At 66.4% G+C, this 16,320-nt stretch carries 15 protein-coding genes; 7 read left to right on the top strand and 8 right to left on the bottom strand.

Going from position 1 to position 16,320, the window contains the following annotated elements:
- Positions 1 to 310: 310 nt before the first annotated feature.
- The 4 genes from THIARS_RS10720 to THIARS_RS10705 all read right to left on the bottom strand — a co-directional run bounded on the left by THIARS_RS10720 (position 311) and on the right by THIARS_RS10705 (position 5,454).
- Positions 311 to 1,696: a replication-associated recombination protein A gene (locus tag THIARS_RS10720; protein ID WP_094162075.1), complete on the bottom strand. Its 1,386-nt coding sequence runs from the start codon at positions 1,694 to 1,696 to the stop codon at positions 311 to 313.
- A 34-nt stretch (positions 1,697 to 1,730) separates the two neighbouring features.
- A complete protein-coding gene (gene lolA, locus THIARS_RS10715; protein WP_245845888.1) occupies positions 1,731 to 2,285 on the bottom strand; it encodes an outer membrane lipoprotein periplasmic chaperone LolA in 555 nt (184 codons plus the stop codon).
- 156 nt (positions 2,286 to 2,441) lie between these two features.
- Positions 2,442 to 4,766, bottom strand: coding sequence for a DNA translocase FtsK (locus THIARS_RS10710; protein WP_186436658.1), 2,325 nt, complete (start codon positions 4,764 to 4,766; stop codon positions 2,442 to 2,444).
- Positions 4,767 to 4,782: 16 nt separating this feature from the next.
- Positions 4,783 to 5,454, bottom strand: coding sequence for a Crp/Fnr family transcriptional regulator (locus tag THIARS_RS10705; protein ID WP_094160934.1), 672 nt, complete (start codon positions 5,452 to 5,454; stop codon positions 4,783 to 4,785).
- Positions 5,455 to 5,660: 206 nt separating this feature from the next.
- Between THIARS_RS10705 and trxB the strand changes: the two genes are divergently transcribed.
- Entirely contained in the window at positions 5,661 to 6,614 is a 954-nt protein-coding gene (gene trxB, locus THIARS_RS10700; protein WP_094160933.1) for a thioredoxin-disulfide reductase, read from the top strand.
- A 199-nt stretch (positions 6,615 to 6,813) separates the two neighbouring features.
- On the top strand, positions 6,814 to 8,520 hold the full coding sequence (locus THIARS_RS10695) for an AMP-binding protein (protein WP_094160932.1): 1,707 nt from the start codon (positions 6,814 to 6,816) through the stop codon (positions 8,518 to 8,520).
- A gap of 16 nt (positions 8,521 to 8,536) precedes the next feature.
- Here the strand turns inward: THIARS_RS10695 and orn are convergent, their stop codons facing one another.
- The gene (gene orn, locus THIARS_RS10690) at positions 8,537 to 9,142 is read right to left on the bottom strand and encodes an oligoribonuclease (protein ID WP_094160931.1); all 606 of its coding nucleotides are present in this window, start codon (positions 9,140 to 9,142) and stop codon (positions 8,537 to 8,539) included.
- Between the two features lie 173 nt (positions 9,143 to 9,315).
- Here orn and THIARS_RS10685 point away from each other — a divergent pair, with 173 nt between their 5' ends.
- From THIARS_RS10685 to THIARS_RS10670, 4 genes are all read left to right on the top strand, one after another.
- Positions 9,316 to 10,638 carry a M48 family metallopeptidase gene (locus THIARS_RS10685; protein ID WP_094160930.1) on the top strand — a complete coding sequence of 441 codons (1,323 nt, stop codon included), beginning with the start codon at positions 9,316 to 9,318 and terminating at the stop codon, positions 10,636 to 10,638.
- 78 nt (positions 10,639 to 10,716) lie between these two features.
- Entirely contained in the window at positions 10,717 to 11,061 is a 345-nt protein-coding gene (locus THIARS_RS10680) for a 4a-hydroxytetrahydrobiopterin dehydratase (protein WP_425444244.1), read from the top strand.
- 22 nt (positions 11,062 to 11,083) lie between these two features.
- Complete coding sequence (rsgA, locus tag THIARS_RS10675; protein ID WP_186436657.1) at positions 11,084 to 12,004, top strand: ribosome small subunit-dependent GTPase A; 921 nt, start codon at positions 11,084 to 11,086, stop codon at positions 12,002 to 12,004.
- Complete coding sequence (locus tag THIARS_RS10670) at positions 12,001 to 12,312, top strand: putative signal transducing protein (protein ID WP_094160928.1); 312 nt, start codon at positions 12,001 to 12,003, stop codon at positions 12,310 to 12,312. Before rsgA ends, THIARS_RS10670 begins: the two co-directional genes overlap by 4 nt.
- On the opposite strand, the gene THIARS_RS10665 is transcribed toward THIARS_RS10670, so the two are convergent.
- The 3 genes from THIARS_RS10665 to THIARS_RS10655 form a co-directional block, all read right to left on the bottom strand.
- A complete protein-coding gene (locus THIARS_RS10665) occupies positions 12,269 to 13,357 on the bottom strand; it encodes a hypothetical protein (protein WP_094160927.1) in 1,089 nt (362 codons plus the stop codon). The genes THIARS_RS10670 and THIARS_RS10665 overlap by 44 nt on opposite strands.
- A 131-nt stretch (positions 13,358 to 13,488) precedes the next feature.
- Positions 13,489 to 14,433, bottom strand: a complete 945-nt coding sequence (argF, locus tag THIARS_RS10660) for an ornithine carbamoyltransferase (RefSeq protein ID WP_094160926.1) — start codon at positions 14,431 to 14,433, stop codon at positions 13,489 to 13,491.
- 47 nt (positions 14,434 to 14,480) lie between these two features.
- Positions 14,481 to 15,671 (bottom strand): aspartate aminotransferase family protein, encoded by a 1,191-nt coding sequence (locus THIARS_RS10655; RefSeq protein WP_094160925.1) that lies wholly within the window; start codon positions 15,669 to 15,671, stop codon positions 14,481 to 14,483.
- Positions 15,672 to 15,937: 266 nt separating this feature from the next.
- Here THIARS_RS10655 and THIARS_RS10650 point away from each other — a divergent pair, with 266 nt between their 5' ends.
- Entirely contained in the window at positions 15,938 to 16,300 is a 363-nt protein-coding gene (locus THIARS_RS10650) for a DUF3579 domain-containing protein (protein ID WP_094162073.1), read from the top strand.
- Positions 16,301 to 16,320 lie beyond the last annotated feature (20 nt).

The following is a 16,320-nucleotide window of genomic DNA, read 5'->3' as shown; positions in this document are numbered from 1 at the left end:
GGACTGGACACCGTTTGCAAGTTTCATGCTCAAGAGCGAGCCCGAGAGCAGGAAGGCGCCGGAACGTGCGCGAACGACAGATGCGGAATGGAAACCACGGAGCGAATGCTCCGGCATGGTGATGCGTCCCCGTGTGACGAGCCACTTTGGTGCGCCTGGCCGTTCGTTATTGTCCGTATGGCCGCGAATGATAACCACAGCGCAGACCTTGCCCTTCAGCGGGATAACCCATATCCCGGCGAAACCCCTCGCCGGCTCCGCCCCTGCGGCCATGCGTCGTGGAGGCGCGGGGGCAGGAGCGCAAACCGTCTCATGCCTTGTCGCCGGGCGCGGACTCGGGTGACGCGGCGGCCGCGCGCGCCTGCCGATTCAGACGCTGCAGCTCGGCCATGCGCTCGGCGATGCGCGCTTCCTGCCCGCGCTCGGTGGGACGGTACAGCCGCGCCTCGGGCAGGGCTTCGGGAAAGTAGCGTTCACCGGCGGCGAATGCGCCGGGTTCGTCGTGCGCATAGCGGTAGCCCTGCGCGGCACCGATCTGTTTCATCAGCTTGGTCGGCGCGTTGCGCAGGTGCATGGGTACGGCTTGCGTGCCGTGTTCGCGCACGAAACGCCGGGCCTCGCCGGCGGCGCGGTACACGGCATTGGACTTCGGCGCGATGGCGAGATACAGCACAGCCTGCACCAGCGCCAGCTCCCCCTCGGGACTGCCCAGGCGCTCGAACGCGGCCACGGCATCCAGCGTATGGCCCAGAGCGCGCGGGTCGGCAAGGCCGATGTCCTCGCTGGCCATGCGGATGAGCCGCCGGCCGATATAGAGCGGGTCCACGCCGCCGTCGAGCATGCGGGCCATCCAGTACAGCGCGGCGTCCGGATCGCTGCCGCGCACCGATTTGTGCAGCGCCGAGATCACGTCGTAGAACTGATCCCCCCCCTTGTCGTAGCGCCTCAAGGCCTCGGACAAGGCGGCTTCGAGCAAGGGCAAGTCCACCAGGCGGCGTCCAGCTTCGCCTGCGGCCGCGGCGACTGCCTCCACCGCGTTGAACAAACGCCGTGCGTCGCCATCGGCATGCGCGGCGAGCAGCGCCAACGCCTGCGGCTCGATCTCCAGGCCGCCGCTGGCGGCGAGGCCGCGGCGGGCCAGCGTCTGCAATTCGTCGGCCGACAGCGGCTGCAGCACATAGACCGTGGCCCGCGACAGCAGGGCGCTGTTGACCTCGAACGAAGGGTTCTCGGTGGTCGCGCCGATGAAGGTGAACAGGCCCGACTCGACATGGGGCAGGAAGGCATCCTGCTGGCTCTTGTTGAAGCGGTGCACCTCGTCGACGAAGACCAATGTGGAACGGCCTGCGGCGCGCGCCTGCTCGGCCAGCAGCACCGCATCGCGAATGTCCTTGACCCCGGCGAGCACCGCCGAAATGGCAATGAACTGCGCCTCGAACTGCTGAGCGATGAGCCGCGCCAACGTGGTTTTCCCGACACCGGGCGGGCCCCAGAGGATCATGGAATGCAGGCGGCGCGTGTCGAACGCCAGGCGCAGCGGCTTGCCCGGCGCCAGCAGATGCGACTGCCCGACCACGTCGTCCAGGCTGTGCGGACGCAGGCGCTCGGCCAGGGGTATCGCCGCGCTCGCGCCGCCGCCCCCCTTGCCGGTCGGCGGGGATGGTTCCGGTTCGAACAGGCTGGGGGTCTGGCTCATGGTCATTGGACGTGCCGGCGCACGGCAGCCAGCCTCAGGGCTGCTGGATCACCGACGCCCCTTGCGGCGCCGTGAAGTGGAAACTGCCGGCCGGGAAAGCCACATTGCGGTGCGCATCCGAGAACACGATGGTGGACGTGCGCCGGAACGCGTCGCGCAACTGCATCTCGACCAGTTCCGGCCCTTGCGGCGTGGCCTTCAGGCCGATGCGCACCCAGTCGAAAGAGCTGTCCTTGCCGCGCGGCACGGCCTGCACCCACGCCAAGCCCTGCGCCGCCGGCAATGCACTCAGGACAAACAAGCGGTTCACGTCCTCGCCGGCCAGCAGGGCAGCGGGCGTGCCCGAGAGCGCGCGCGACTGCGGGCTGACCGTCACCTGATCGAGATCGTGGTCGTAGGTCCAGATCGTGCGGCCGTCGCTGATGATGTCTTGCCGGTAGGGTTTGGTATAGATCCAGCGGAATTTGCCCGGGCGCTCGAACTCGAAATGGCCTGCCGAGGGCGGGCTGGTCTTGCCCTTGTCGTCCACCACGGTCTGAGTGAAATCCGTGCGCGCGCTGCGGGTTGACTGCACCCATTGGAGGAGCAAGGCTTCGCCCGACGGCGCGTTCCGCGCGGAACCGACAGCCGTTGGCGTCGCCGGAACATCAGCCGCCGCAGCAAAAGGCTGACAACACGGCAACGCCAGCGCGAGGCAGGCGGCAAACGCCGCCGATTTGGACCGCACGATCATCAAAAAGCTCCCTCAGGATTCGGCGCGCGCGGGAACGAGAATGTCGCGGTTGCCATTGGTGGACAGGGCCGAGACCAGGCCCGCCTTCTCCATCTGCTCGAGCAGCCGGGCGGAACGGTTGTAGCCGATGCGCAAGTGACGCTGCACCAGGGAGATGGACGCCTTGCGGTTTTGCAGCACCACCTGCACCGCCTGGTCGTACAGCGGATCGCTCTCGGCGTCACCCCCGCCCGCGCCATCGAAGGACCCCTCCCCGCCGTCCTCGCCGGATTCGGGCTCCAGCAGGCCGGGGACGTAATCGGGCTCGCCGCGCGCCTTGAGCTGCTCGACGACGCGGTGGACTTCGGCATCGCTGACGAAGGCGCCGTGGACGCGCTGCGGAACGCCGGAACCCGGCGGCAGATAAAGCATGTCGCCCATGCCGAGCAGGCTCTCGGCGCCCATCTGGTCGAGTATGGTGCGCGAATCGATCTTGCTCGAGACCTGGAAGGCCATGCGCGTCGGGATGTTGGCCTTGATGAGGCCTGTGATCACGTCCACGCTGGGCCGCTGCGTCGCAAGAATGAGGTGGATTCCCGCGGCGCGCGCCTTTTGCGCCAGGCGGGCGATGAGTTCCTCGATCTTCTTGCCCACCACCATCATCAGATCGGCCAGCTCGTCGATGACGACGACGATGTAGGGCATGTGCTGCAGCGGCTCGGGGCTCTCAGGCGTGAGGGAAAGCGGATTGGGCACGTGTTCGCCGCGCTGCGCCGCCTCCGCGATGCGCGCGTTGTAGCTGGCCAGATTGCGAACGCCCAGCTTGCTCATCACCTTGTAGCGCCGCTCCATCTCGCCCACGCACCAGCTGAGCGCATGCGCGGCCTGCTTCATGTCGGTGACCACGGGGGCGAGCAGGTGCGGGATGCCCTCGTAGACGCTGAGCTCCAGCATCTTGGGGTCGATCATGATCATGCGCACCTGCTTGGCCTCGGCCTTGTACAGCAGGCTGAGCACCATGGCGTTGATGCCGACCGACTTGCCCGAGCCGGTGGTTCCCGCCACCAGCAGATGGGGCGTCTTGGCCAGATCGACCACCACGGGATTGCCGACGATGTCCTTGCCCAGCCCCATGCTGAGCATGGACGAGGCGTCGTTGTACACCTGCGAACCCAGGATTTCGGCCAGGCGTATGGTCTGGCGCTTGGCGTTGGGCAGCTCGAGTGCCATGGTGTTCTTGCCCGGGATGGTTTCCACCACGCGCACGCTCACGAGGGACAGCGCGCGCGCTAGATCGCGCGACAGACCGACGACCTGCGAGCCCTTCACCCCGGGCTCCGGCTCGACCTCGTAGCGCGTGATGACGGGTCCGGGCGAAGCCGCCACCACACGCACCGCGACGCCGAAATCCTTCAGCTTCTTCTCGATCAGGCGCGAGGTGAACTCCAGGGTCTCGGCACCGATGGTCTCCTTCTGCGCACTACCGTGATCGAGCAAATCCAGGGTGGGAAGCCCGGAACTCGCCATGTCCTGGAACAGCGGCTTTTGCTTCTCCCGCTCCACCCGCGGCGACTGCGGGATCTGCACCACGGGAGGCTCGATGAACACGGGAGCAAAGATCTCCTCGGCCTCGCGCGCCTGCTCGGTCACCACGTCCGCCTCGCGCGCCTGAATGGCCTGCGCGCCGACCTGACGGTCCTGCGCCCGGCTGCGCCGCTCGCGCAGGCGCTGCCACGCCCATTCCACGCCCCGGCCCACACGCTCGGCCACATCGGCCCAACTCACCCGCGCGTACCACGACAAGGACAGCAGAAAAACCGCCAGCAGCACGATGGCGCTTCCGGTGAATCCGAGGAATTGCTGCGCCAGAGCGCCGAGCCAGCTGCCGATCACGCCCCCGGCTTCACCCGGCAAATCGGCCTTCAGCCCGTAAAGCCGCGTGGCTTCCAAGGCCGCGCTCGACAAGGGCAGCAGGCATAAACCGGCCACGGAACCCGCCCTGGCCAGCCAGCTGCGCGGAACGGCCTCGGTTTGCGCATGCGACTTGCGCCAGGCCCGCAGCAGGGCGAGCAGGCCCATCGGCAAGATCCAGAGGGCCGAGAAGCCCAGCAGGAAATAAAGAATGTCGGCCATCCACGCCCCGGCCGTGCCGACCAGGTTGGCCGTACGTTGCGCCGCGACGCCGGAAGTGGACCAGGACGGATCGCTACGGTGATAGCTGAACAAGGACAGCAGCAGCAGCAGCCACAGGACTGCGCCCGCCACCAGGCGGATCTCGGCCAGCAGCCGGCTGTTGCGCGCGCTTCGCGGCGGGCTGTTTCGGGCTACCGTGTCCCTCGGGAATGAAAACCAGCTCAAGATGTCAATTCATGCGTCAGAGCAGCGAAGCCATGTGTTCCCGCACCAGCGTCGTGCCATCGTCGCGCTCGATCACCAGACCCTGCTGCTCGAAGTCCTTCATCACGCGACTCACCATTTCCCGCGAGGCGCCCACCATCTTGGCCAGATCCTGGCGCGATAGCTTGCTGCGGATGATGCGCTCCGCATTGTCCTCCTCGCTCATTTCCATCAACGCGCGCGCGACGCGCCCGTAGACATCCATCAGCGCCAGCGACTCGATCTTGCTGTCGGCGCGGCGCAGCCTGTGCACCAGGCCGCGCATGATGGAAAACGACATGCTGGTGTTCTCCGGCAGGCTCTGCAGAAAAGCCACGCGGCCCAGCATGAGCACATCGGTCTGCACCTCGGCGCTGACCGATGCCGAGTGGGGTTCGCCGTCGATCAGACTCATTTCTCCGACGTAGTCGCCAGGATGGAGCACGGCCAGGATGACCTCGCGTCCCTTGGCATCCACGCTGACCACGCGCGCCCGCCCGGCCAGGATGATGAACAGCGCGTTCGACCTGCCGCCCTGCTCGACGATGCACTCGCCGCGCTTGAAGCGCTTCTTCACGATGGACTGCGACAGGGTCCAGGCCTGTGCCTCGGTCAGCACAGAGAACATCGGCACGCGCCGCACCAGATCGATATTGGAAATCGCAGCCATCTTCGCTCCTCGATATGAGCAGGATGCTAACCCAGACCCCACGTCGGCCACAGCCCGCCGGATCGCACCTGTGGCCTCGTCTCCGCATGGGCAGAAGACGGGCATGGAATCCGCGTAAACCCTAAAATCGCGAATTCCGCAGGCGCCGGCCGCATCCTCCTGGCCCTGCACCTCCCGGCCCCGCCACCGAACCCTACAGGCCCACCATGACCCCTCGACACGCCAAAGTCCTCATTCTCGGCTCCGGCCCGGCCGGCTATTCCGCCGCGGTGTACGCGGCGCGCGCCAATCTCAAACCCGTGCTCATTACCGGCATGGCCCAGGGCGGCCAGCTGATGACCACCACCGAGGTGGACAACTGGCCCGCGGACGTGGACGGCGTGCTCGGCCCGGACCTGATGGCGCGTTTCGAGGCGCATGCCCGGCGCTTCGACACCGACATCGTCTTCGACCACATCAACACCGTCGATTTCAGTGCCAAACCCTACACCCTGAAGGGCGACAGCGGCACCTACACCTGCGACGCCCTCATCATCGCCACCGGGGCCTCGGCCAAGTATCTTGGCCTGCCCAGCGAACAGGCGTTCATGGGCAAGGGCGTGTCCGGTTGCGCCACCTGCGACGGCTTTTTCTACCGCGACCAGCCCGTGTGCGTGGTGGGTGGAGGCAACACCGCCGTGGAAGAGGCGCTCTACCTCACCGGCATCGCCAGCAAGGTCACCGTCATCCACCGCCGCGACAAGTTCCGCGCCGAGCCGATTCTGATCGATCGGCTGATGGAGCGCGTCAAGGAGGGCAAGGCCGAACTCAAGCTGTGGAGCGAGCTTGACCAGGTCCTGGGCGACGACAGCGGCGTGACGGGCGTGCGCATCCACAACAATCAGACCGGCGAAAAGACCGATATCGCACTCAGCGGCTGCTTCATCGCCATCGGCCACCAGCCCAACACGGAAATCTTCCAGGGCAAGCTGGACATGAAGGACGGCTATATTTTGACCCGCAGCGGCCTGGAAGGCATGGCCACCGCCACCAGCGTGCCCGGCGTGTTCGCCGCCGGCGACGTGCAGGATCATGTCTACCGCCAGGCCATCACCAGCGCCGGGACCGGCTGCATGGCCGCCCTCGACGCCCAGCGCTACCTGGAAAACAGCAAGGCCTGAAGGCAACACGGGCGCAGACAGAGCGTGAACAGGCCCTAGGCGGTTCGACACCGCGCGGCCGAGACTCTCCTTCCTGGTTCAGCTTCATGTCAGGCTGATGCCGCAGTCTGACGCAACCAGAGATCGCCCTGGCTCTTGGCGCGCGCCTCTTGCGCCCTCCAAGGCTGGTCCGGGCGATCACGACAACGAGGAGACAGCCATGCAAACCGCCGCACAGGCATTTGTCGCCGCGCGCGACTTCTTGCTGCGCGCACGCAGCGACCAGGCCGGCGCACACGCGCAATTCAGTTGGCCGCGGCCCGAAACCTTCAATTGGGCCCTGGATTACTTCGATCCCATGGCGCGCGGCAACGCCTCCGTCGCGCTCGACATCGTCGAAGAAGATGGCCGCGAAGCCCGGTACAGCTTCGACGACATGCACCAGCGCAGCCAGCGCATGGCCAGTTTCCTGCGCGCGCAAGGCGTGCGGCGCGGCGACCGCATGATGCTCATGCTGCCCAATTGCGTGCAGCTGTGGGACACCATGCTGGCGGCCATCAAGCTGGGGGCGGTCATGATTCCGGCCACCACGCTTCTCACCAGCGACGACCTGGCCGACCGTATCGCGCGCGCCGGCGTCGCCCATATCGTGGCGACGCCGCAGGACGCCGCCAAGTTCGAAGCGCTCGCGCCAACCGCCATGCAGACCGTGCGCGGGCGTTTCGCGACCGGCCCCTGCGCGGGCTGGACCGACTTGCAGGAGGCAGGGCAGGCCAGCGCCGAATTCACCCCCAACGGCGCCACCGCGGCGAACGATCCGTTGCTGCTGTACTTCACCTCGGGCACGACGTCCAAGCCGAAGCTGGTGCAGCACACCCACATCAGCTATCCCATCGGGCATCTGTCCACGATGTACTGGATCGGCCTGCGGCCTGGCGATCTGCACTGGAACATCAGCTCGCCCGGCTGGGCCAAGCACGCATGGAGCTGTTTTTTCGCGCCGTGGAACGCCGGCGCCGGGGCCTTCGTCTTCAATCAGGCACGCTTCAACGCCGCTGCGGCGCTGACGGCGGCGGCACGCTGCGGTGTCACCACCCTGTGCGCCCCGCCCACCGTCTGGCGCCTGTTCATCCAGCAGGATCTCAAGGCCTACGCCGTTCAATTCCGGGAACTGGTCGGCGCCGGCGAACCGCTCAACCCGGAAATCATCGCTCGCGTGCAGGCGGCCTGGGGCATCACCATCCGCGACGGCTACGGGCAGACCGAAACCTGCTGCATGATCGGCAACGCACCTGGACAGGCGGTGACGCCGGGTGCGATGGGCCGGCCGCTGCCAGGCTGGCGAATCGAACTGCTGGACCCGCACGGCAAGCCGGCCCAGGAGGGCGAGGTCTGCGTCGCGCTCGATCACCGGCCCGTCGGGCTGATGCCGGGCTATGCGGGCGATGCGCAGAAGACGGCGCAGGTCATGCACGACGGCTTCTACCATACGGGCGATGTGGCCCAGCGCCATGCCGACGGCACCTTCACCTTCGTCGGCCGCATCGACGACGTGTTCAAGGCTTCGGACTACCGCATCAGCCCCTTCGAGCTCGAAAGCGCACTGATCGCCCACCCTGCGGTGGCCGAGGCCGCCGTGGTGCCCAGCCCCGACCCCGTGCGCCTGGCCGTGCCCAAGGCCTTCATCGCTTGCCGCGCCGGCTTCGAGCCCGGCCGCGAACTCGCGCTGGACGTGCTGCGCCACGCACGCGAGCATCTGGCACCTTACAAGCGGGTGCGACGCATCGAATTCGCCGAGCTGCCCAAGACCATTTCCGGCAAGATCCGCCGCGTCGAGTTGCGCACCGCCGAATTGAACCGCGCCCCCGCCGACGCACGCAGGCCGGGAGAATTCTGGGAGGACGACTTTCCCGAGCTGCGCGGCTGAAGCCTGGCGTGCCGGCTCAGGCCGCCGCCGGCGCGGCTTCGCTCGGCGGCGGCGCCTGGAGGAAGTGCTCGCGGTAATGCAGCAACTCGTCGATGGATTCGTGGATGTCGGCCAGCGCCGTATGCTCCTGGCGCTTCTTGAACGCCGAACACACTTCGGGGCGCCAGCGCCGCGCCAGCTCCTTCAAGGTGCTCACGTCCACGTTGCGGTAATGGAAGTACGCCTCCAGCCGAGGCATCCAGCGCGCCATGAAGCGCCGGTCCTGGCAGATCGAGTTGCCGCACATCGGCGACTTTCCGGCCGGCACGTAGCGGGCGATGAAATCGAGCAACTGCTGTTCGACCTGGCGCTCGTCCAGGGCGCTCGCCGCAACCTTGGCGATGAGTCCGGAGCGGCCGTGCGTGCCCTTGTTCCAGGCATCCATGGCGTCCATCACGGCCGCATCCTGATGCACGACAAGGACAGGCCCCTCCACGCGGGTTCGAACCTGCGCATCGGTGACGACGATGGCGACCTCGATGATGCGGTCGGTGTCCGGGTTGAGCCCGGTCATTTCCATGTCCACCCAGAGCAGGTTGGACTCATGCGGGGCGAGTACGGCGGATTCGGTGGCGAGGCTCATGCGTGCTGGATGGTTGCGAGGATGACGGGGAATGGCCGGCGGCCGCGGGTGGAACGGGGACTTGGGTGCGCGAACCCGCATGGCGCGTGTTGCGATGAAATAATGCGCGCTGCAGGATGTCGATGCGCGAGCCGAACCCGGCTCGCCGCTGTATCCGCCCCTAGGATTCTCGCATGAGCACTCAAGACATCGCGCTGCTGTGGTCTGCCCTGTTCGCCAGCGCGCTGGTGCTGGGAACCGCGCTCAAGCTCTGGCTGGCCGCACGCCAGATACGGCATGTTCAGGCCCACCGCGCACAGGTACCGGCGGCGTTCGGCGCCGTCGTCTCGCTGGCTGACCACCAAAAGGCGGCCGACTACACCGTCGCGCGCGCCCGCTTCGGCATGTGGCAGACCCTCTTCTCCGCGGCGGTTGTTCTGGGCTGGACCTTGCTGGGCGGATTGCAGGGTCTTGCCGACTTCACCGCCCGCCACGCCGGCTCCGGGCTGGGCGGCCAATTGCTGCTGCTGGCGGCGTTCGCCCTGGTCGGCGCCGCCCTCGACCTGCCCTGGGATCTGCGGCGAACCTTCGGGCTCGAAGCGCGTTTCGGCTTCAACCGCAGCACGCCCGCCCTGTTCATCGGCGATCTGCTGAAAAACCTCCTCGTCTCGTCCATGCTCATGCTGCCGCTCGCGCTGCTGGTGCTGTGGCTCATGCAAGCCAGTGCCTTGTGGTGGCTTTGGGCCTGGGCCGCGTTCGCCGCGTTCAGCCTGGCGATGATGGTGGTGTTCCCGATCTTCATCGCCCCGTTGTTCAACCGTTTCCAACCCCTGCCTGACGGCGAGGTCAAAGGGCGCGCCCAGGCCCTGATGCAACGCTGCGACTTCGCCTTGCAAGGGCTGTACGTGATGGACGGTTCGCGCCGCAGCGCGCATGCCAACGCGTATTTCACCGGACTGGGCGCGGCGCGCCGCGTCGTCCTGTTCGACACCCTGCTCAAGCAGCTCGACGCGGCGCAGATCGAGGCCGTGCTGGCCCATGAGGTCGGCCACTACAAGCGTCGCCATATCCAGCAGCGCCTGCTCGTCACGCTGGGTTTGAGCCTGGCCGGCTTTGCCCTGCTCGGCTGGCTGGCGAGCAGGGTCTGGTTCTACACCGGCCTGGGCTATACGCCGGACCTGCTCGGCGCCAACGCGGCGGCGGCGCTCATCCTGTTCATGCTGGCGATGCCGGTCTTCGCCATGTTCTTCACCCCGCTGGGCGCCAGCTGGTCGCGCAAGCACGAATTCGAAGCCGACGCCTACGCCGCGGAGCACAGCGACGCGCAGCAACTCGGTCTGGCGCTGGTGCGCATGTACCAGGACAACGCCTCCACCCTCACCCCCGACCCGCTGTACGTGCGCTTCTACTACAGTCACCCTCCTGCCTTGCAGCGGCTGGACCGCATGGGCGCGCTGGCGGCCCTGTCGCGAGAAACGGATCGCGCCGCGCCGCAGCCCGCGGCCGAGGCGGCTTGAGGTGCGCGGGTCGACGACACGCCCGCGCGGCCTTGCCACCCTTCCCGCCGCCGCCACGCGCCACCCTGGAGCCCGACCATGATGTCCTTCGACCAACTCCTACAAGCCCATTGCCAGCACATCGAGGGCGCCCCCATGACCGAAACCGAGATCCACGACCACCTCGGCGTCCTGCCCGACTGGAAGTTCAGGAACGGGCAAATCCAGCGCGTCTATGCTTTCCGCGATTATTTCGACACCATGGCCTTCGTCAATGCGCTGGCCTGGATCGCGCACCGGGAGGATCACCACCCGGACCTGGGCGTGCACTTCAACCGCTGCGCCGTAGCCTTCAACACGCATACGGTCGGTGGTATTTCGCACAACGATTTCATCTGCGCCGCAAAAGCCGATGCGCTGTATGCGCAACGGCCTTTCGTCTGATGCGGCAAGTTCCGCCACGCGCATGACCGAGACGCCGCTGCGACCCGCGCGTATCGTTGCTGCATTCGGTCGCAGCTACCTGGCCGACACGGGTGAGGGTCCGCCGCGGCCCTGCGTCGCCCGCGGCAAGCGCAGCGAGGTTGTCTGCGGCGACCAGGTCCTGCTGCGCCTGGGTCAGGATCCGGCCGTGATCGAAACCCTCCTGCCGCGCCGCAACGCGTTATGGCGGCAAGACGCCTGGCGCAGCAAGATGTTCGCGGCCAATCTCGATCTGGTCCTGGTGGTCACGGCCGCCGAACCCACGCCCAACCTGGAACTCGTGGGGCGGGCGCTGATCGCCGCGCAGTCGGAGGACATCCCGAGCGCCCTGGTGCTCAACAAGCGCGAACTCCCGGGCACGGCCCGGCTGCGCGAGATGCTGCAGCCGCTGCAGTCCGCCGGGTATCCGATCATCGAGGTCTCGGCGCGCCAGGCTCCGGACGAGGCCGCCGCGATCCTGCGCCAGAAGCTGGACGGACGCATCGGCATGCTCATCGGCGCCTCAGGCGTGGGGAAATCCACCCTGGTCAACGCGCTGGTCCCGGGTTTGCGAATCCAGACCCAAGCCATTTCGGCCGCCCTCAACGCCGGCCGCCACACCACGACCGCCACGCGTTTGTACATGCTGGAAGGCCTTGCCCCGGGCAGCGGCCTGCTCGATTCCCCAGGGTTCCAGGCCTTTGGCCTGAACCAGCTCTCCGTCTCGCAACTGCAGCATGCCTTCCCTGAAATTGCCAGGCTCAACGGCACCTGCAGGTTCAACAACTGCACGCACCGCCAGGAACCCGGCTGCGCCGTGCGAACCGCCGTGGAAGCCGGAGAACTCGCCACCTCGCGCTATGCCCTGTACCTGCGCGTGCTGCAGGAACTCCTCAACGAGGCGGAAACCAGGCCCACGGCATGAAGCGCCTGTGTTCCGCGCCGAACCTGGTCATTGCCACCCTGTGGGCCGATGCGCTGAACGCGGCGGGCTACCCGGCCCAGGTGTTCTCGCGCTATCTCTCCGGCATCGCGGGGGAGATTCCCCCCGACCAGGCCCTGCCGACGGTCTGGCTGATGAACGAGACCGATCTCGCCGCTGCGCGCGCCTTGCTCGATGCCCTGGAGCGACCGCGGGGAAGCCCGCCCTGGTCTTGCCCGCAATGCGGCGAGCGCCACCCAGGCCAGTTCACGCAGTGCTGGCGTTGCGGGAGGCAACAACCCCGGTTCTAGCGGCGCTGCCGCGACGGGTCCAGACCGCCGCCATCAGGAACAGAGCGATGATGGCGTACACATTCGTGGTCCCCAGCACGTCGCCCTTGTTCCCCGTGAAGCCCGCGCCATAGGGGCCTCCGAAGCCTTCGGCCGTGGACCACAGCACCAGCGAATAGCCCAGGCAGAACAGCAGCGCCAGCCGCAACCACTTCACGGGCAGATGGTGACTGAACAGCAGGCTGGCCGCAATGACGGTTTCCATCGTGGCAGCCAGCACAGCGAAGGTGTACGGACCGATCAAGTGCATCAGCGCAACGAACAGGCCGATCCAGGCCACGATCCAGCCCGGCTGCCCGGCTTGCGCCGCGGTGAAGAACCCGGTGATGTGGTTCAGAAAACCCGGAAGCCACTTCCAGTAGGCGTCGAACGCCCACAGCGCGCCGAACAGTAGAAACGCCAGGCGCAGGCCGTCGCGCGATGGCGCCCTGGCTTGGCCCTGCCACCAGCTTGCGCCTTGCCAGGCCCTGGTCAGAAGAATCACGGCGAAACCGAGGGCGTAGACAATGGCGGTCCCAGGATCGGTGGCACCCGACGTGTAAGGGCCGCCCAGGCCGCCGATCGTGCTCCAAAGAAACAACTCATACAGCAAACCCAGCCAGCCCAGCAGGGGAAAACCGAGCCCGGTCAACAGACCCAAGGTGAGGAGGGTCTCGATGCCGAACATCAGGGCCAGAGCACGCCCCTGTCCCAGGAACTGGAATACGGCCGCCACGCTGGCAACCCAATGTCCAAGCCATTCGGGCTGGCCTGGGGCAAGCGCGGCATGCATCATGTCGGGCAAAAAGCGCGCCGCATAGGCCGGCGAGAAATGCAGGACCAGGTTGATCAGAAAAAAGATGCCGAACACCATGCGCACGGCGCCAAGCATCCGAGCCTGGGTGGGGCCGTAGAGTCCGGGGTTGTGCAAGACATGGCCCGCCCGCCAGGACTCTGCCGCGGGGCCGGGGTGCAGGTCCGCGGTCGGCGGCGGGGCCTGGAGTGCAATGATGGTGGTTTTCGCCATGGTTCACCTCGCAGTCGTCCCGCCATGCCGGGTTGGGCCGGCATGACGGGAATTGGTGGACGCGACGAATGATGGCGCAGCGGGCTTAAGGTTGGCTTAGGGCTCGCGGGAACGGGCCGGCTGCCGCGCACTCAAGCCGCGACCTTGCCCAGCAGCAGAAATTCCATCAGGGCCTTTTGCACGTGCAGACGATTCTCGGCTTCGTCCCACACCACGCTCTGCGGACCGTCGATGACGGCGGCCTCGACCTCCTCGCCACGGTGGGCGGGCAGGCAATGCATGAACAGCGCTTGCGCATCGGCGCGCTGCATCATGGTCCGGCTGACCATATAGCCCTGGAAAGCCTGCAGTCGCGCGGCGTTCTCGGCCTCATAGCCCATGCTGGTCCAGACATCGGTCGTGACGAGGTGCGCCCCGGCGCAGGCCTCGGAAGGATCGTCGAAGCAGCGCAGCTGCGCCTGCTCCGCCTGGCTCACCGGATAGTCGGCGCGGTCGAGATCGACCCCGTACCCCTCGGGTCCGGCGAAATGCACCTTGAAATCGAGAATGGCCGCCGCCTGCAGCCAGGTGTAGAGCATGTTGTTGGCGTCGCCCACCCAGGCCACGATCTTGCCGGCGATCGAGCCGCGGTGCTCGATGAAGGTGAAGACGTCGGCCAGCACCTGGCAGGGATGGAATTCGTTGGTCAGGCCATTGATCACCGGCACCCTGGAATGCGCGGCGAAACGCTCGACGATGTCCTGCCCGTAGGTGCGGATCATCACCAGATCGACCATGCGCGAGAACACCTGGGCCGCATCTTCGATGGGCTCGCCGCGACCGAGCTGCGAGTCGCGCGTGTTGATGTAGATGGCCGCGCCGCCGAGCTGGTGCATGCCGGCCTCGAAACTCAGCCGCGTGCGCGTCGAATGCTTCTCGAAAATCATGGCCAGCGTGCGATCCACCAGCGGCTGATGGATTTCATAGCGTTTGAACTTGGCCTTGATCAGCGCGGTGCGCGCGAACAGATAAGCGTACTCCTCGCGCGTGAGGTCGCTGAACTGCAAGTAGTGGCGTGGGCCGGGCGTGGGCGGCATGTTTGAAACTCCCTTGTGCTGTCTCGGTGCGGAATCTCGGTGCGGAATCAGGCCGCGGCTTGATCCGCGGCGAGAAAACGCTCCACAAGCGGCACCAGGATAGCCAGCAGCAATTCGGCTTCCTCCTGGCGAAAAATCAACGGCGGCAGGAGCCGGATGACGGAGTCCTGCGTGACGTTGATCAACAGACCTTGCTCGCGCGCCTGGCCTACCAGCGCCGCGCAGGGACGATCGAGTTCGACACCGATCATCAGCCCCGCCCCGCGCACCGCCACCAGCCCAGGATGCCCCCCAAGCCGCTGGCGCAGCTGTTCCAGCATCCAGGCTCCGATGCGCCGGGCGTTGTCCATCAAGCCTTCTTCCTCGATGATTGACAGCGTTTCCAGCGCAGCCCTGCAAGCCAGTGGGTTGCCCCCGAAGGTCGTGCCGTGCTGGCCGGGGCCGAAGGTCGTGGCGGCCTCGCCGTAAGCCAGCAAGGCGCCGATGGGCACGCCCGATGCCAGCCCCTTGGCCATGGCGATCACGTCAGGTCGCACGTCGGCCCATTGGTGGGCGAACCATTTGCCGGTGCGGCCGGTACCGCACTGCACCTCGTCGATCATCAACAACCAGCCGCGTTCGTCGCAGACGCGGCGCAGGAAGCGCAGGTAGTCGATTTGCGCAGGATTGATACCGCCCTCGCCTTGAATGGCCTCGATGAACACTGCGGCGACACCCGGATGGCGTTCGATGGCCTGGCGGATCGCCCCTTCGTCGTTCAGCGGCACACGCACGAAGCCCTCGACCAAAGGCTCGAATCCTTTTTGCACCTTGGGATTGCCCGTCGCCGACAAGGTCGCCAGCGAGCGTCCATGAAAGGCCCGCTCGTAGACGATGATCTCGGGGCGCTCGATTCCGCGCTTGTGCCCCCACAGGCGCGCCAGCTTGATCGCCGCCTCGTTCGCCTCCAGCCCGGAATTGCAAAAAAATGCCCGATCGGCACCCGAGATCTCGCACAGGCGATCCGCCAGTTGCTCCTGCAAGGGAATCTCGTACACATTCGAGGTGTGGATGAGCTTGCCGATCTGGTCGCTCAGCGCCGCGACGAGCCGCGGGTGGGCGTGCCCCACCGTGTTCACGGCAATACCGCTCAAACCGTCGAGATAACGCTTGCCGTCGCTGCCCCAGACCCAGGCGCCCTGGCCGTGCGTCAGCGCCAGGGGCTGACGCGCATAGGTGTTCATCAGATGGCCGGACATGGATGTCTCCCGAGGACAAAAAACAACAGCCTGCGGCATCGCGTCTTCCATGGCGTGCGCAGGCTTGAGCCGACATTATAGGAAGCCGCGCGGCGCCTTTCGGCGCGAGAGCCCTTGCTGCGCTGCTGGGCTGCGAACAGCGATACAAGCCGATACGCTGCCCCATCATGCATGGGGTATTTGTTGCGTCGCAACAAATACCGTATCATCGGGATAACCCTAACGACTTGGTGATCCCTGCCATGAAACCCATCGCCCCGCTGATGCTGGTCAAGCCCCGTGAAATCTTCATCATGGGGGTCACCCATGAAGGTAAAACCTTCCGTCCCAGCGACTGGGCCGAGCGACTGGCCGGCTTGATGACCCAGTTCCGCCATCCGGACTGCCCCGCGCCCGAGCCCCACCTCGGTTTTTCCCCGTTCTGCCTGCCGACCACGCTCAATGGCGTACGTTGCCTCGTTGTCAGCGAAACCCTGCGTGAGATCGAGTGCATGGCGTTCGATTTCCTGATGAATTTCGCGAAAGACAACAACCTGCAGATCGAGCACGCCTGCCTGCTGGAAGCAAGCGCGGACAAGGACGAGCAAACCCAGCAAGACACCTTGCCCGGCCTCGCCGCAGCTGCCTGACACGGCAAAAACCCAACAAA

The sequence above is a fragment of the Thiomonas delicata genome (assembly GCF_900088825.1).
Taxonomy (GTDB): Bacteria; Pseudomonadota; Gammaproteobacteria; order Burkholderiales; family Burkholderiaceae_C; genus Thiomonas_A; species Thiomonas_A delicata.
The sequence above is the reverse complement of the archived record's forward strand: the minus strand, read 5'-3'. Positions and strand labels throughout refer to the sequence as shown.

Excerpts from the sequence above, each read along its gene's own strand:
- orn (WP_094160931.1), bottom strand. The coding sequence starts at position 9,142 with ATGAGCCTCGCCACCGAATCCGCCGTACTCGCCCCGCATGAGTCCAAC.
- THIARS_RS10670 (WP_094160928.1), top strand. The coding sequence starts at position 12,001 with ATGAAGCGCCTGTGTTCCGCGCCGAACCTGGTCATTGCCACCCTGTGG.
- THIARS_RS10680 (WP_425444244.1), top strand. The coding sequence starts at position 10,717 with ATGATGTCCTTCGACCAACTCCTACAAGCCCATTGCCAGCACATCGAG.
- argF (WP_094160926.1), bottom strand. The coding sequence starts at position 14,433 with ATGCCGCCCACGCCCGGCCCACGCCACTACTTGCAGTTCAGCGACCTC.
- rsgA (WP_186436657.1), top strand. The coding sequence starts at position 11,084 with ATGACCGAGACGCCGCTGCGACCCGCGCGTATCGTTGCTGCATTCGGT.
- THIARS_RS10665 (WP_094160927.1), bottom strand. The coding sequence starts at position 13,357 with ATGGCGAAAACCACCATCATTGCACTCCAGGCCCCGCCGCCGACCGCG.
- THIARS_RS10720 (WP_094162075.1), bottom strand. The coding sequence starts at position 1,696 with ATGAGCCAGACCCCCAGCCTGTTCGAACCGGAACCATCCCCGCCGACC.
- THIARS_RS10685 (WP_094160930.1), top strand. The coding sequence starts at position 9,316 with ATGAGCACTCAAGACATCGCGCTGCTGTGGTCTGCCCTGTTCGCCAGC.
- trxB (WP_094160933.1), top strand. The coding sequence starts at position 5,661 with ATGACCCCTCGACACGCCAAAGTCCTCATTCTCGGCTCCGGCCCGGCC.
- THIARS_RS10695 (WP_094160932.1), top strand. The coding sequence starts at position 6,814 with ATGCAAACCGCCGCACAGGCATTTGTCGCCGCGCGCGACTTCTTGCTG.
- THIARS_RS10655 (WP_094160925.1), bottom strand. The coding sequence starts at position 15,671 with ATGTCCGGCCATCTGATGAACACCTATGCGCGTCAGCCCCTGGCGCTG.
- THIARS_RS10705 (WP_094160934.1), bottom strand. The coding sequence starts at position 5,454 with ATGGCTGCGATTTCCAATATCGATCTGGTGCGGCGCGTGCCGATGTTC.